This is a genomic window from Dyadobacter sp. CY347, assembly GCF_021502655.1.
Lineage (GTDB): Bacteria > Bacteroidota > Bacteroidia > Cytophagales > Spirosomataceae > Dyadobacter.
Genome location: NZ_JAKFFT010000015.1, coordinates 1 through 17,737, shown reverse-complemented (window position 1 = coordinate 17,737; position 17,737 = coordinate 1). Strand labels below are relative to the sequence as shown.

Genomic DNA, 17,737 nt, shown 5'->3' with positions numbered 1-17,737 from the left:
TTATATGAAAACGATATCCAAGCATATACTGCTGCCTCTTTTCGCAATACTTTTGCTGACAACCAGCTGCAAGGAAGAAAACATTGATCTGGTACCACTCAGTATTACCGAGGCATCCTATTACAAGGAAGAGATTGATTTTGATAGATCAGTCCTGGGAATTTATTCAAAACTGACTGATTTGTACTGGTTCAATGTGAACGAACCGATACATGGGTTTTGGTTGCTGCCGGGTGATGATATCACGACGATTGGCACAGAAGCTTTTGAAATATTCGGGACGCTCCAGTCGGCGGATTCCAAAATCAACAATTACTACAGAACCTGCTATCAGCTGATCAACCGCGCTAATATTACATTGGAGAAAATTGACGAGGAAAAAGGGATATATGTCACTCCCAACTTAAAAGATCATCACCGGGGCGAGGCTTTGTTCCTGAGGGGACTGATGTATTTTAATTTATCTAACTATTTCGGTACGTCACCTTTGATCTTGAAAAGGGTTCAAAGCACCGAAGAGATAACACAGCCAAATGCCACCGAAGGATCCCTGTTGGATCAGGCTATTTCCGACTTTCAGGCAGCCGCAGCGCTTCTTCCGGCTGGATGGGACAATGCTAATCGGGGAAGAGCGACAGTAAATTCGGCCAATGGATATCTTGGAAAAGCACTGGTGTACAGGGCCAGTATGAAAAAGGTCGATGCTGACTATCTCAGCGCGATCGCCGCATTTGATAAAATCAAAGGTGTTTCGCTAATGCCCGATTTTGCCTCGAATTTTAACGCAGAGGAAGAGAACAATGCTGAATCATTATTTGAATTTCAGGCATCGCAGCCAGGAGGGTGGGATAATGTCTGGCTTAATAACGATTTTAATAACAATGACGGAGCCATGTCGGCCTATTGGGGATTCTATGAAAACCATTGGAGCCTTTTTGGAGCAGCACCTTATCTTGGCTCGAAAAAATTACTGGCCGCATTTGATCCCGCAGACCCGCGTCTGCCCGTGACAATGGATGCCACCACAAGGGCTATTACCAAATATGTTGCAAAAGATATCAAGTCGTCTTCGGGAGTTGGCTCTCTCAACAATCCCCGGTTGTTACGCTATGCCGATATCCTTTTGCTTAAAGCTGAGGCAATTATCATGTCAAACGGAAAACTGGCGGATGCCGTTCAGCTTATCAACCAGGTCAGGTCGCGTGCGAGAAAAATGAAGCCGAATGGCGTTGTACCGATGGATTATGCCACTACCCAGACTGATAAGAATACAGTCATGGAATGGGTTGCAAATGAGCGTTTCATCGAGTTTGCAGGCGAAGAAGGTTTTAGATGGCTGGACCTGCGGCGGTGGCATATGAATGGCCGCATTGACCTTTCAAAGTGGAATTTTAGCTCAGATCGGTCGGATGTCAAAATATCTGTACCTAAAAATCTATATTATCCAATTCCACTCAATGAAGTTGATTTAAATCCTAATGTCAAGCAAAATCCAGGCTATTAATAGTAATTAGTAGATCCCTATTATTGGAATATGCTGCCACAGATTATGATAAAGAACTTGGTAGTAGTTGACATGTTACCTGTAATTCTAAGAAGCTTTGAACAATTGATAGGAAACGATTGCGCTTGTGAGATTATAGGTTGTTTTACAAGTACTACCTCATTAATAAATACTCATTTACGTGCTACCCCGGATGTCATTATTCTCGGGATAGGCCTAAATAGCACGGCACACGATTTAAATAACTTTCATTATTTGAAAGAATGCTTTCCGACTGCATCTTTAATTGTAAACGACGATTACATTAGTTATCAGACCTTCGACATTTTTATTAATCTTGGTGCCAAGGGCTATTTTGTAAAAAGCAGAATGATAGATGAAGAAGTGATTTACGGAATTAATGAGGTATTGAAAGGAAGAATTTATATATGCAAAGATGTTGAAACTACCTTGAAGATTAACTTAAATAAATTTGATATTTATTTTAAAAGTCTATTGGATATGTCCTGATCGATAATATTACTTCAAACCAAAGTATTATTAGAATGTTTCTGCTGATACAATATAATATGCCATTAAAAGGATGAATAAGAATTTTCATTTGGCCTACATTATTTAATTTATCACTTAACGCTAAAATAAATGGCAAAAAACACTCAGCTAAATTCTTAACGACTTTAATTCAAACTCATGTTTTATGAAAAAATTTTCACCTTTCATCTTATTTCTATTTTTGTTTGTCCAGCAGGTTTTTGCGCAAACAAAAACGGTGTACTTTATTGGGAATAGCGTTACCGATGCCATCAACATTTCCGGACTCAAAAGCCTTTCTGCAACAACTGGAAAGACATTAAACTGGGGCCGTCACATGATTCCGGGAGCTCCGTTAGATTGGATTTGGGACCATCCAGATGGTGGTTTTAGCGAGGAACCATATGGTCTGTATCCTAATGCACTCGCTAATTATACATTCGACGCCGTTTCTTTTCAGCCTTTTGACCGCCGGGATGATGAGGATATAACGGCTATTCAAAATTTTGTCAATGCCGCTGGTGCTAGAAAAGCAACCTGCCAATATTATATCTATCAGCGGTGGCCAAGGGCTCCGAACAATATTGATAACGTATCCGATCCGTCCCTGACTGCCGCGGTTTGGAACTCGGCCTGGACGGCAACATATACAGGTCCTGGAAACTGGGACAACACCGTGGAGACGCGCAGCTACTTTGAAACGTTGACGAGTGGTTTCAGAACAAGTGTATCAGGGATAATAAAGCCATTAATGGTTCCGGTTGGTCAGGTGTTTTATCAATTGAACCTGAAAATGGCAGCGGGCCAAATCCCGGGTTATTCCAAGATCTGGAATGTATATTCAGATGGTATCCACATGAACAATGCGGGAAACTACATCGCCTCCTGTACATATTACGCGACTTTGTTTAAAGCTGACCCACGTGGTTTGAGTGTACCTTCTGAATTTGGCTCGCTAAGCGCCGCATTTGTGACGGCAGTTCAACAGACTGTATACGAGGTTGTTACAGGTTATAAAGATGCAAGCAACAATACTTGGAGCGGATACAATGCTGCATCGGTACCGGTTGCGTCGGTTTCTATCAGCCCTGCTTCAATTACGATCGCAGCGGGCGCTACCACACAGCTGACTGCCACCGTTTTACCAGCAAATGCTACGAACAAAACAGTTCTTTGGTCGTCATCTAACACTGCTGTTGCCACGGTTAGTACCAGCGGAGTAGTTACGGGCGCATCGGGTGGAAGTGTTGTAATAACCGCCACTACCGCAGATGGTGCTAAAACGGCTACCTCGGCAATTACCGTGACCGCAAATACTGGTAATGTTGCCGTAACTAGTGTAGCTGTTACACCAAACTCTGCTAATGTAAACCCCGGCGCCACAACCCAGCTTACAGCAACAATTGCTCCTGCCAATGCCACCAATAAGACAGTTACGTGGAGTTCTTCAAATGCGTCCGTTGCCACAGTAAGCGCAACAGGACTTGTAACAGGCGTTGCCTCTGGAAATGCCACGATCACCGCTACGACGCAGGATGGCAGCAAAACATCTTCTTCTTCGGTGGTCATTAATGCCAAACCTGTTGCCGTCATTTCTGCTTCCGCCACATCCGGAAATGCTCCTCTGACTGTGAATTTTACATCAGGTAGTTCGTCTGACCCGAATAGCGGAGATATTGTTTTGGGATTTGAATGGAATTTTGGTGATGGAAGCGCAAACTCCAATGCAAACTCTCCCTCCAAGACTTTTTCAACGCCCGGAACCTATACCGTCACGCTGAGGGTAGTTGATAACCACGATTTATACAGTAATCCGGTAACGACCACCATCACGGTGAATGGGTCGGGAAGCGCTAGTAATATTGCTGGCAGCGGAACCGCTTACATTTGGAGTGATATCCCATCGGCAAGCTCAACCAGCGATGCTACGAAAACCGCAAATACTGCGATCAACAATGGAAATACCAGCGTCGATGTTGTATTGAACGATGTATCTGCGGACGGCAACTGGCAGGCGGCTGGCATTGTCTGGGCTGCTAACCAGTCGAACGTTGCCTCTGTGAAATTTTTCAATGGAGTATGTGCAGCACTTGCCGATAACGGTGTTTTTTCGGCAAACATAAAACTTCAGTCCAGCTCAAATGGAACAACCTGGGCAGACGTATCTGGCTGGACAGTATCTCCTGCGTATCCGTATTCAACTGCTGCCTCCAATCAGACTTACACTTTCAGCGGTGCAGCCCTGAACAATATCAGGGGTTTGCGCGTGATTGGAAAGGTGCGTACTAATGATTCCTGGTCCATTAAAGTGAAAGAAGTAGAAGTGTACACGGCTGTCGCCAATGTGGCCGTAAGCAGCGTGTCACTTGCTCCTGCAACTTTGTCGGTGAATGTTGGCAGCACAGCAAATCTTACCGCGACTGTCAGCCCGGCGAACGCTACTAATAAGTCTGTTAGCTATGCATCCAGCAATACTGCTGTTGCAACGGTCAATGCAAGCGGGGTAGTAAGCGGCGTTTCTGCCGGAACTTCCACCATAACTGTTACAACGGCTGATGGTGCCAAGACAGCTACAAGCGCCGTTACTGTGTCCGCACCGAGCACCACGGCAACCATCACATTTACAGGGCTGGCCGATGGTCTTTTAGCCAACCCATTTAATGATGCGTCTGGGTATACTCTGTTAGGTACCTATGTTCCTTCCTCAGACAATGACCCATTAGTTGTATTAACAACCGGTAGTAACAAGGTGATCCGTAATAACAACTCCGGCTCGAAGGTGACTTTGACAAAAACCGGAGGTGGCGCATTCAATCTGGCTTCACTGAAACATGCTTCCGATCCATGGGGCGGGCTTGCTGATGCAGTGATTACCGGTACATACGCTGCTGGGGGGACCGTTACTGCCAACATTTCTTCTGCCAGTACCACATTGCAAACTGCTACCCTTAACTGGAATGGCTTGTCGCAGGTGGTAATAGACTTCAACGCAGGCTCGAACAACAGTTATGGAATGCTGGATGATTTTATAGTTTCGTCGGGAACATCCTCAAATGTTGCGGTTGCCAGTGTCAGCTTGTCGCCATCCACCTTGTCACTCGCAGCTGGCAGCACCGGATCGCTGACAGCCACTGTACTGCCTTCCAACGCCACCAATAAGAGTGTCAGTTACACTTCATCCAGCACAGCCGTAGCCACCGTCAACGCAAGTGGCGTAGTTACCGGTGTTGCGGCGGGTAGCGCCACGATTACGGTCACAACAGTTGATGGGTCCAAAACTGCGACGGCAACAGTTACCGTTACTGCCAGCAATGTAGCAGTGACCAGCGTGTCACTTTCTCCGGCAGCAGTGTCGCTTGCAGTAGGAGGTACCGCCGCACTAACGGCCACAGTTTCACCATCCAACGCAACTAACAAGAATGTTACATACAGCTCTTCCAATACCGGGATTGCGACTGTTAGTGCCGGAGGACTTGTTTCTGCGCTTGCAGCAGGTTCGGCTGTCATCACAGTTACAACAGTGAGCGGGGCAAAAACGGCAACCAGTACGATCACCGTTACCGCGCAACAGGCGCAGGCTTCCCGTATTGGTATCAACCTGGCCAATCCAGGTTTGGATTATGGAAGCGATGTGGTTTTTGCCGATGCCATGAAGTCGTCCAGACAGTGGGATAAAATCAATTCTACTTCTACCGACGGGGACGATGCGCCAAAAGATGCCAACTACTGGCCGACCACGGACGCAAGATGCCTTGTATGGGCGGATGCACCCTTGACTCATGGTACTTACAAACTGTATTTCACAGGACAGGCCACAGTTACTACCGGCGACGGAGCACTTTCGAGCATCACTTATAACAGCGCGCTCAATCAGAGTACAGCCGACTTAACTATTTCACAGGGAAATAGCGCGTTGTATTTATCATTTATAAACACAAAACGTACATCGGCAAGCGCGACCAATACAGGTGTTACAAATGTGAAGCTAATGCGCCCAACCTCACCCGGCAGCACACAAGCTTATCCCGAAAACAAGCTTTTCTGCGATGACATCATCAGTCAGATGGCCCCATTTAAATGCGTGCGAAGTATAGGATGGGCAGCAGTCAATTGGAATCAGGACTCACTTTGGGCTGACAGGACACTTCCACGCCATGCCCGCCAAAGTCCCCCCACAGGTGGGAAAGCTTATGGATGGGAAGGTCGTGGTGCTTCTTACGAGTATCTGATCATGTTCGCTAACCAGGCCCAAACCGATCTTTGGTTGACGATCCCACACAAAGTGACGGATGATTACGTAACCAAACTTGCCCGCATGTGTAAATACGGCAGTGACGGTGTGAATCCTTACACTTCCACACAATCAAATCCTGTATTCCCGCCTCTGAATGCAAATTTGAAGCTGTATGTGGAATATTCCAATGAAACCTGGAACGATGACTTTTCACAGACCTGGTACATTTATGCAAAGGGCAAAACGAACAATGCGGTAAAATTTGACGGAAACGATAGCGAATACGAATGGGGAATGAGATATCGGGCACTTAGGTCTGCTGAAATCAGCATGCTTTTCAGAAACGTTTTTGGATCTGAAATGATGAACCGGGTCCGTCCGCTGTTCTGTACCCAAAGAACGTATTTGGGACGTACAGCTCAAAGTATGCTCTTTATGGATGCGTACTTCAATAAAAGGGATTCCCGCTCGACATGGAATGACCCGCATCCGGTAAATTATTATTTCTATGGATTTGGCGGTTCGTTTTACTGGAACACCGAAGGACCCGTTAATATAAATACCATCTGGAATAGTGGATCTTTTAATGCAACTGCGAGCTACAATGATGAATACGGCAATCCTGCAGGCTTTTATGATGTCAGTATGACAGAATCGGGCTGGGCAAAGCAGTTTGGACTTGCTTACATTAATTATGAGGGCGACAGTCATCCGCACTTCGATGGTGATGAGATCGTGATCCGTGCTTCGAAAAGTGGTGTTTGGGATAGTAGATGGTACCAGAATACGCTCGACCACCTTAACGTGCTTAACCAGGTGGATGCCGAACTATCATGCTTCCTGAGCTTGAATGGAACTGGCGGAGTGGACTGGTCTATTCGTAACCTTTTGAACCCGTCCAACTCGCCTCAACTGGCCGCAATCAACTTTTCAATCGGTAACAATGTGGGTGTAACTGCCGGGACAATGGCCCCATTTACTTTACCTGGTGCTGCCTTTACAACAGCAGGGCTATGGGAATGGCCGAAATTAAGTGCGACAGGGTCGACTACGATCGTCTCCAATACAAACGATTTCTCACGGTCATACCTTTATCGTCTTCCAACTTCGGGCACCTACAATGTGAAGGTTCAATACAGCACAACCAGCACCGCCACGCTGATAATTGAAAATCTGGGGCAGGTGATTGCTAACGTGAACCTGGCCAACACCGGCGGGGCTACGCTCACAACGGTACCGGTCAATTTTATGGGATCGTCGAACAAGGCTTATTCCATACGTCTTGTCACTACCGCCGGATCGATCAATATCCAAAATGTGATCATGGCAAGTGGCACTGCATCGCCGTTGCCGGTTCAGCTGGTGAGTACTTCGGTTGAGAAAGTATCAGGAAACGAAGGGGATCAGTCGCTTTACAAATGGCAGACCGCAGCAGAGGTAAATACGGATCGCTTTGTGATCGAACGGAGCCTGAATGGGAAAAACTGGACGCAAATCGGGGAGGTAGCGGCTAGTGGAGACAAATCGGCACTGACCGACTACACATTCACCGATGACGCCCCGGCTAACGGAGACAATCTCTACCGCCTGCGGATGGTGGATAAGGATGGCACCTATTCATTCAGTCGCGTGCAATCCCTCGCCTTCGAACATGCCATTAAACTGTACCCCAACCCGGTGAGCGACAAACTTCAAATCCAGGGGGCGAGTAATGCCAAAGTGCAGGTTCTTAATAAGTCGGGAAGGGTTATGATAAATTGGACAGCCATGCCTGCTGAAGGTATCGATATGCAAGGATTGCGTTCCGGAATCTATCTGATCAAAATCATAGATAAAAACGGAGCAAGTTCAGTGCAGAAGATAGTCAAAGAGTAAATGCATATTCCCGGTTTGACTTTGTGTTAGACCGGGAATTCTATTCTAATGAAGCAACTCCATTTTCATTAAATTACCAGACATCCTTTCGATAATGCTCGCCAAATTAACCCGCTATTATCTACTTCAACAGATAAATACAATCATTCTGAATCAATAAAGTATTAAAATGACTGATTTTAAGAATATTAGAATGAGAAACAATATCCATATCCTTGGTTATGGACTGATAGGTGCGGTCCTGATCCTTTGTAGTTCGTCATCCATTAAAAAGCGTGCAACGCTGGCAGACGTTATCCATGTGCCGGAAGGTTACACAATTGAAGTTGTGGCCGATTCGAGCTTGGTTGCCTATCCGATGTTTGGTTATACAGATGAAACCGGCCGCCTGTTTTTGTTCGAATCCACGGGAAATGTGTATGACAAAACCCAGGATGCACTGACCGATCCAAAATTCAGGGTGAACCTGCTGGAAGACAACAATGGAGATGGGGTTTATGACAAGAGCACGATCTTCGCCGATAAAGTAGGCTTCCCGCAGGGAGGTTATTTTTACAAGGGTAGTTTGTACATATCTTCTGCCCCCGACCTGTTAAAGCTGACCGATACAGATGGAGATGGTGTGAGCGACAAACGTGAAGTGGTGCTGACGGGGTGGACATTGAATGTAAATGCAAACAGCCTCATCGGTCCGTTCATGGCACCCGACGGCTGGCTTTATCTGACCAGCGCCATTAATGGTTTTGATGTAACTACCAAAGAAGGCAAGAGGCTGAAAGGAGAAACATCCCGCATCTGGCGCGTGCGCCCGGACGGAACGCAGCTCGAATGGGTATCGGCCGGTGGTATGAACAACCCGGTTGAACTTACCTTCACCGAGGCTTCTGAACCTATCGGAACCGAGACGTATTTTACGGATCCGAAGGCAGGACAGCGGGATGCATTGGTATATTGGACAGAAGGCGGTATTTATCCGAAACCCAATAAAAACATTGATCGCGACAGCCTGGTGCGTACCGGTGATTTGATGCCGGTCGTTTCCAAATATTCGCGCGTGGCGCCATCGGGCATTGGACGGTATCGCGGCACGGCTCTGGGAGATGGATTTAAGGGAAACCTTTTCAGCGCCCAGTTCAATACGCACCGTATCCTTCGGCACAAGCTGTTTCGGGACGGAGCATCATTCCGCACCGAAGATGAAGTTTTCATGTGGACCGACAGGGAAGATTATCACCCTACCGACGTGCTTGAAGATGCTGACGGCAGTTTGCTGGTGGTTGAAACAGGAGGATGGTTTATCAAAGGCTGTCCGCTCTCGCAGGTATCCAAGCCCGAACTAAAAGGTGCGATTTACAGGATTCGCAAAAACGGAATAAGCAGACCGGAAGATCCTTATGGAAATAAAATACAATGGCAATCATTACAAGCTGGCGACCTGGTAAGCTATCTGGCAGATGCCAGGCCATTCGTAACAGACCGGGCGGTTCAATGGATCGTGACGCAGGGCGATAAAGCAGTGACGCCATTGATCAGTTTATCGCAAAAAACGCCTAATGCTGATGTGCGGACGAAGGTCATTTTTGCCCTGTCCCGGATCGGGACCGACAATGCATTGGCGGGCGTCCGATTGGGTTTGAATGATGAAAACTTGCAAGTGCGCGTGGCAGCGGCACGGGCCGCCGGGCTGGCAAAGGATGTTAAAGCTGTTACAAAACTAGCCGCTCTCGTTCAGAAAAACGATCCTGCTGTAAGAAGGCAGGCCGCCACAGCACTTGGCCAAATCGGTGCGCCACAAGCTGTTCCTGCATTAATAACCGCTTCGGGAATAGCGTCTGATGCATTTGTCCGTCACGCTGTTATTTATGCTTTAATCACGCTCAATCGCCCGGAAGAAGTGAAAAAGGGACTGAGCAGCCCGTCGCCGAGGATACGGGAAGCAGCGCTGGTCGCACTCGATCAGATGCCTGGGAAACCATTAAAGGCCGGACAGGTAATTCCCCTGTTATCCGATAAGAGCCCAGGTTTACAGCACACCGCACTTTGGGTAACGTCGCACCATCCTGAATGGTCGAATGACATCCGGGCGTTCCTTTCGGCGCGTTTGAAAAAAGGTGTGCTTACGTCGGGAGAAAAAGATTCATTCCGGGACATTTTGATTGCATTCAGCGCGGATCAGGCGATCCAGCAGTTTATAGCCGATCAGGTGTCCACAGCGACGCAGGATCAAAAGTTATTTTTGTTGCAGGTCATGGGTGCAAGCCAGATGAAAACTTTCCCGCAAGTTTGGGTTGACCAAATCTCCAAATTGCTTTCATCCAATGAAAATGCACAGATAAAAATGGCTGCACTGGATCTGGTTCGACTGGGTGGTATCAAATCGCTGGGCAGCACGATCAGGAATGTTGTTGACAACGATAAAAATCCGCAAGAGCTACGGACCGAAGGCTTATCCATCCTGCTCGAAGCCGCACCCAAGCTATCGGAATCAGACTTTAAATATCTGTATGGACAATTAAATGGTAAAAACGAGGCGCCAGTCCGTTTGCAGGCCGCGACCGTGCTGACACAGGCTGAACTTTCAGAGGAACAGTTGTATCAGATCGCGACAGATTACCTTCCAAAGGCTGACGTCTTTATACTTCCCAGACTGGTTAACATTTTCAAGGGCAAGCATTCGGCAAAAATCGGTCTGGCGCTGGCAAGTACGCTGATGAACACAACTACGCTCGACAGTTTCACCGAATCAAGCTTGCGGACGATTTTTGATCAGTATCCTGACGAAGTTAAACCTGAGGTAAATAAGCTTCTAGCGAAACTTAACCTAGTGCAGGCCGACAGGATTAAATACCTGCAATCGCTTGAAAGCCAGGTTTCCAAAGGCAATCTTGAAAACGGCAGGCAGCTGTTTTTTGGTAAGGCGATCTGTTGGGGATGCCACATGATCGGCGCGGAAGGTGGAAAACTGGGCCCCGACCTGACGTCCATTCAAAACGACCGCTCGACGCATGATCTGCTGGAAGCGATCATTTATCCCAATGCAAGTTTTGTGCGGGAGTATGAGACTTATCAGATCAAAACCAAAACTATTGAATATACCGGCGTAATCCAGGAGCAATCTCCTGAGGCTATCATGCTCAAAACCGGGCCCCAAACGACCATCCGTATTCCCAGAAAAGATATTGCTTCCACCAAAGTGATGGATGTATCCATGATGCCACAAGGTTTGGATAAGCTGCTGACGGAGCAAGAAATGGCCGATGTGATGGCCTTTTTAATGGGGCAGGATCAGGATCCAAGTAAGGACAAAGTTTTTCTTAGGTAATCTCTATTACCAGCCAACTCTCCATTTAGCGCTCTAAAATTTTACAGATGAAAAGAGATACGTTTATTAAAAATGGCATATTGGCCAGTGCCGCAATAGCCAGTGGACTTTACACGGATGCAATTTCCCAATCAAGCACTTCTGAAAAACCATTCAGGACTAAATTTTCACCTGAGTTTGACATATTCGCCAAAGCCGGCGGCAAAGATCCGATTGATCAGATCAAATGGGGCCATGATCAGGGATTCCGAGCATGGGAAAATACATGGCTCAAAAGTAAAACGGTTCAGGAGCAAGAGAAGATCAGCAATGCCATTCAAAAACTGGGAATGGAATTCGGCCAGTTTGTAGGGACGATCACTTTTAAAGAGGTAACATTCGCCGGAAACAACAAAGAGCTTCGCGACAAGGTGCTTAGTGATGTAAAAGAGTCTGTGGAGGTCGCTAAACGCATGAATACCAAGTACGTTCACAATGTATTAGGCTTGGCAGATCCGAAAATGCCCAAGGATTTTCAGATGGCCAATGCTATTGAATTGTTGAAACAAGTTGCAGATATCTACGAACCGCACGGAATTATTACCGTGATGGAAACAATGAACAGCAAAGTGGACCATCCCGGCATGTTTCTGCACGAAATTCCACAAGCTTATATGCTTGCAAAAGCAGTGGGGAGTCCCAGTGTAAAAATACTTTTCGACTTTTACCACGTTCAGATTGAAGAAGGTAATGTGCTTGCCTTACTTGATCATGCATGGGATGAAATTGCTTATCTCCAGATCGGTGATGCTCCTGGCCGGTACGAGCCTACAACAGGCGAAATCAATTACGTAAATGTTCTTCGTCACGTCGCTGACAAAGGCTATAAGGGTTTTATGGGAATGGAACATCGCATTAAAAGGCCTGGAATTGAGGGAGAGTTGGCAGCATTAAAAGCTTACCGAGCCATTGATCCCATATAGCAGCTGATTTTCATTTCGTAAAATTTAGCGTCTTATCACAATTACCATGAAACCAAAACTGTTAAAAATGTCTCGTGACATTCTAAATTCTTTTAGCATACGGCAGGATAAAGTACCCTATTTTTTAAAGAGTTGGCATTATCATTCTGAGATTGAGTTGGTACGTATTGAAAAAGGAAAAGGTACGCAATTTGTTGGCAACAATATTTACCGATTTGAAGAAGGAGACTTGTTTTTGATAGGATCTAATCTCCCTCACTGTTGGCGATGTGACGAGATATATTATAAAAATAATCCCGAAGTATTGGCCGAAGCTAAGGTTGTCCATTTTTTAGAAAATTGCTGGGGAGAACAATTTTTAGACTTGCCAGAAAATAAGAATTTAAAAAACTTATTGATTGAAGCAAGAGCAGGACTAAAAATCTTAGGAAAAACAAATATTGAAGTTTCAAAAATTCTCGAAAAATTGATTCATGCAAAAAACACTACCAGAATTATTCTAATTCTACAAGCGCTAGATATTTTATCACAATCGAATGAAATAGAGATTCTTTCAAGCCCAGTATTTAATTATAACGAAGATATTCAAGCGCAAAAAATCAATGATGTATTTAATTTTACAATGATTAATTTTTATAGAAAAATTACTCTTGAGGAAGTCGCAGAGGTTGCTAATATTAGCCCTACCGCATTTTGTAGGTTATTTAAGAGCGTCACAAAAAAAACATATTCTCAATTTTTAAATGAGGTTAGAATAAGACAAGCGTGTAAGTTATTAATCGAAGACAAAAAAAACATCAACTACATATGCCACGAAACAGGATATAATAACTTTTCAAATTTCAATGCACGCTTTAAGGAAATAACAGGAAAAAGCCCTTTACAATATAGAAAGACTTTCCTACATTAACCAAAATTGAGTATTGTATTATTATACAAACACTCTTAGAAAATTCCTTTATACCCCTATTAAATACTGATAATTCACTTATCCAATTAGAATGAGCAAATCGATATTGTTAATTTTATTCAATATATTACTTTTCGTATTAAGCCCAATACGTTTTTGTCTTGCTCAGCAAAAACCTATGTTACTTTGGTTTGAAAAGCCCGCATATCAATTACATCCTTTTTCTTACAATCAAAAAGTCTTTAAAATCAATTTTCATTTTGAAAATAAAGGTTGGAATGAAGCACTTCCAGTTGGGAATGGTCGCTTAGGCGGAATGGTATTTGGCGGAGCTCTAAATGAGCGTATACAATTAAATGAGGAATCTCTTTGGGCAGGACATGCACAAAATACAATAAATCCATTGTCCAGAGCAAACCTGCCACAAATACAAAAATTACTTTTTGAGGGTAAAAATGATGAAGCAGAGAAACTAGCAAATAAGACAATGATGGGTAAGCCCCTATCTATAAAATCTTACCAACCCTTGGGAGATTTACTAATTGACATGGACCATTCCTTGGAAGATAGTCTATACAGTGACTACAGGCGTTGGCTTAGCTTAGATTCGGCGGTTGCCGTTACTAGATTTACCTATCAGGGAAAAAAATACAGGAGGGAGGTATTTGCATCACATCCGGATCAAGTTATCGTAGTCAAACTTTCATGCGATAAGCCCGAATCTCTCAATTTAAATATACGTTTAACAAGAGAGAAAGATGCATTAACAAAACCTTTAACTTCAGATAATAACTCGTTAATGCTAAACGGTAGAATTTCGTTAGACGTTGCAAATAGGCATGGGGAGCAAGGCATGAGTTTTAGCGCAATCTTAAAAGCAATAAACAAAGGAGGTTCAGTATCCGTAACTGATGACGGAAGCATGCATGTAGAGGGTGCTACAGAAGTTATACTCTATCTGGTTGCTGCGACCAGTTATGGGCAGAAAGATCCAGAAACTTACTGTAATTCACTAATTACTAGACTGTCTGACAAGAGTTACAATGAAATTAATAAAGACCATATAAATGATTTTAAATCCTTGTTTGATCGTGTTAAGATCAATCTTTCAGCCGCTGCTAATGCAATGGAGCTTCCTCAGGATCTGAGGATGAGCAGAGCTCGTACTACCGAAGTAGTGGATCCTTACCTTTCCGAATTGTTATTTCAATACGGAAGATATCTACTCATTGCATCTTCTCGGGAAGGCGACTTGCCAGCTAATCTACAAGGCCTATGGAACCAAACGCTATTACCTCCCTGGAATGCGGATTACCATACCAATATTAATTTACAAATGAATTATATGGCATCTGAAGCAGTTAACCTCGCAGAATGTCATAAACCATTATTTACATTAATGGACTCCTTAGCCAAGCATGGAAAAATAACTGCCAGGCAAATGTATAATGCAAATGGCTGGGTAGTACATCACTTAACAGATGTTTTTTGGAGAACAACTCCGTCTGATGGCGTACAGGGCATATGGCCAATGGGGCAGGGTTGGCTATGCCACCATATTTTTGACCACTATCTATATTCTGGTGACAAAAACTTTCTAAAAGAAGTTGCGTTTCCATTAATGAAAGGAGCGGCTCAATTTTATTTGGATTTTTTAAAGCCTATACCAAAAGGCCTACCGCTGGCTGGTTATTTAGTGACAAGTCCATCACATTCCCCGGAGAACGCTTTTGAAAAGAAAGACGGAAAGCAATATCAATTCACTTATGGTTCAACTATGGATATAGAGATATGTCATGAGCTGTTCGAAAACTGTTTACAAGCGATCGACGATTTAAGCAAACCAGGAATGCCTTTTGAAGCTCAATTGAGAAAAAGAGTTGAATTTGCTTTGAAACATCTTGCTCCTTTACAAACCAGTAAGAAAACGGGCACTTTACAGGAATGGATAGAAGATTACGAAGAACCAGAAATTGGTCATAGACATATATCTCATTTGTACGCTTTGTATCCATCAACCCAAATTAATTATAAAACTCCCAAATTGTATTTAGCGGCTCGCAGATCCTTGGAGAGAAGACTTCAAGGAAACCCTAACGCCACGATAGAAGAAGCTGATAATAGGTACGGCAGTTACAGTAGTTATCTTGATGGAAAAAGCTCAGGTGGTTGGTTAAGCAACTGGGTAAGCTTAATGTGGTTGCGTTTAGGTGAGGGTGAAAAAGCGTATAGCCACCATCAGTATCAGTTAAAATATGGTTTACAAGACAACTTTTTCGGATGGGCGTACCAGCTTGATGCAACCTTCGGATCAACTGCGGTCATTGCAGAAGTGTTATTACAAAGCCACACAGGCGCAATAGAGTTGCTACCAGCTCTACCGAAAGCCTGGCTTACGGGAAGTGTGACAGGATTAAGAGCAAGAGGAGGATTTGAAGTAGATATTTCTTGGGAGAATAATAAATTAAAGTCTGGTACCATAAAAGCGACCAGAACAGCTCTCTGTTCTCTAAAAATAAATTCTTCTGTTAAAATCTACCAAAATGGCCAACAAGTCCTTTTGACCAAAAATACATCGAATGAAATTGCATTTCATGCCGTACAGAACGGCATTTATCAAGTTGCATTAGAATAATGATGATCCTTGTGCCTACAAATTTTCATCAGCTCTGAAACTATAAACTTAACTGTTACCAATTTATTTAATTATGAAGGAAAATAAAGAGTCTAGGATGACTAAAATATAATGAAAGCAAATGAATTCTAAGGTCGCCCAACGACCTTGTTCACAGCTTCCAAGACAAAGCACTGCAAGGTCTCTATGACAGCAAAAATTGGGTGGTGTTAACAGAGTATTCGCTTCGACGCTAGCACTTATGGAATCCATGCTCGAATATGAGCGGAAGAACCCTCTTGAAGGCAAAGTCCCAATAATTCTTAATCTGACCTGCTTCCTGGCTACTGTTAATGGCATGGGAAAAGGTCAGAGAGCTTTATATAACTCTTCCATTGTGCTGATACTTATCTTAAAATTTTATCAAAGAGATTATTAATAGTAATCTCCGTCTCTGATATTATAATGCTTTAGTACTGGAATTAATTCAGGATGGTCTGCCCGGCCGCCCGGTGAATTGTTTTATAGTTGTATACCATAGCTTTACAGCCCCTTGGCACGCGCTGATCAGCCTTTGCTAACTAGCTTTTTTGGCAAAAAAGTCTTATTAATGTTAGAAAAACAAAGTTATGAGGCCAATAATACAACCTTCAGGTCACGCTGAGAATCAGCTTTAGCTAACAACTATCCGATTACTGACTGTTGTTAGCTAATGCCACTCGCTCATTCATAGGCCAGCTATTCAAGTCTTTTAAGAATATTTCTCCATCTCGGCCAAATGCTGCCGGCCCACAGAGGTTAAAGTTATCCAATTGAAAATTACTTTCCTTTCCACGACTCACCTAAGAGAGGTTTTTCTGCTTGATCCACGAATTTGATCCCTTCCAAGGTGAATTCTAATTGATTGAATCTCAAATCTGTCTCCTTATTTGCTCAAAGATTCTTGCTCTTTCATGACATCAGCAGACGTTCGTGACAAGTTGATGGACTCCCCAGCAAGAATCAACGAAGACTAGGAATAAACATGGATAAAATAACATCAAAATATGCTAATTATATGAAATTCACCCCCTAGGCAAAGTACTATTTTTGCTTAAATTATTTCTAATACATGGGCATGCTACTTTCGGATAAACCGCTTACAACCTGAATTATTAGGTATTATTTTAAACACATGATGAACCTTTAGGTAACCTTCGTATGACAAAAATTAGACTAGGCTTTATTTACTTCATGACACTGATTTTTTCTGTATATCAATCGGGTTCACTACTCGCGCAGTCATCAGGAACTTCAATAAAGGGGAAAATAGTAGATGAAAATAACTCATCGCTAAGTGGTGTATCAATTGTAGAGCAGGGAACAAGTAATGGAACGGTTACGGACATAAATGGTGAATACTTTCTCAATGTGAAATCAAAGGAATCGGTATTGGTGTTTTCTTATGTTGGATATCTTGCAAAGCAAGTAACAGTGGGTTCGCAGTCTGTATTGAATGTACAACTGGAAAATGATTCTAAGGTTTTAGATGCCGTCGTAGTCGTTGGTTATGGCTCTCAAAAGGCTAGAGATGTAACTGGAGCGACAGCGAAGGTAAGTAGCGCTCAAATTAAGGAAATGCCTGTACTAAGTTTAGATCAGGCTTTGCTGGGGCGTGCTGCAGGCGTTCAGGTTACTGAAAATTCCGCTGAGCCCGGTGGCGAAATTTCTATTAAGATTCGTGGAATTGCATCTATTACAGGATCTAGCGAGCCGCTTATTGTGGTGGATGGAATACCAATGTCA

7 protein-coding genes are annotated in these 17,737 nt (G+C 43.9%); all 7 read left to right on the top strand.

Going from position 1 to position 17,737, the window contains the following annotated elements:
• Positions 1-4: 4 nt before the first annotated feature.
• Complete coding sequence (locus tag L0659_RS25725; protein WP_235129488.1) at positions 5-1,504, top strand: RagB/SusD family nutrient uptake outer membrane protein; 1,500 nt, start codon at positions 5-7, stop codon at positions 1,502-1,504.
• 697 nt (positions 1,505-2,201) lie between these two features.
• Complete coding sequence (locus tag L0659_RS25720) at positions 2,202-8,144, top strand: Ig-like domain-containing protein (protein WP_235129487.1); 5,943 nt, start codon at positions 2,202-2,204, stop codon at positions 8,142-8,144.
• Between the two features lie 193 nt (positions 8,145-8,337).
• Positions 8,338-11,466, top strand: coding sequence for a PVC-type heme-binding CxxCH protein (locus L0659_RS25715; RefSeq protein WP_235129486.1), 3,129 nt, complete (start codon positions 8,338-8,340; stop codon positions 11,464-11,466).
• Between the two features lie 47 nt (positions 11,467-11,513).
• A complete protein-coding gene (locus L0659_RS25710; RefSeq protein ID WP_235129485.1) occupies positions 11,514-12,428 on the top strand; it encodes a hydroxypyruvate isomerase family protein in 915 nt (304 codons plus the stop codon).
• Between the two features lie 46 nt (positions 12,429-12,474).
• Positions 12,475-13,338 (top strand): AraC family transcriptional regulator, encoded by an 864-nt coding sequence (locus L0659_RS25705; protein ID WP_235129484.1) that lies wholly within the window; start codon positions 12,475-12,477, stop codon positions 13,336-13,338.
• A 91-nt stretch (positions 13,339-13,429) separates the two neighbouring features.
• The gene (locus L0659_RS25700) at positions 13,430-15,973 is read left to right on the top strand and encodes a glycosyl hydrolase family 95 catalytic domain-containing protein (protein WP_235129483.1); all 2,544 of its coding nucleotides are present in this window, start codon (positions 13,430-13,432) and stop codon (positions 15,971-15,973) included.
• 1,179 nt (positions 15,974-17,152) lie between these two features.
• On the top strand, positions 17,153-17,737 hold a 585-nt coding region (locus L0659_RS25695; RefSeq protein WP_235129482.1), incomplete at its 3' end, for a carboxypeptidase-like regulatory domain-containing protein.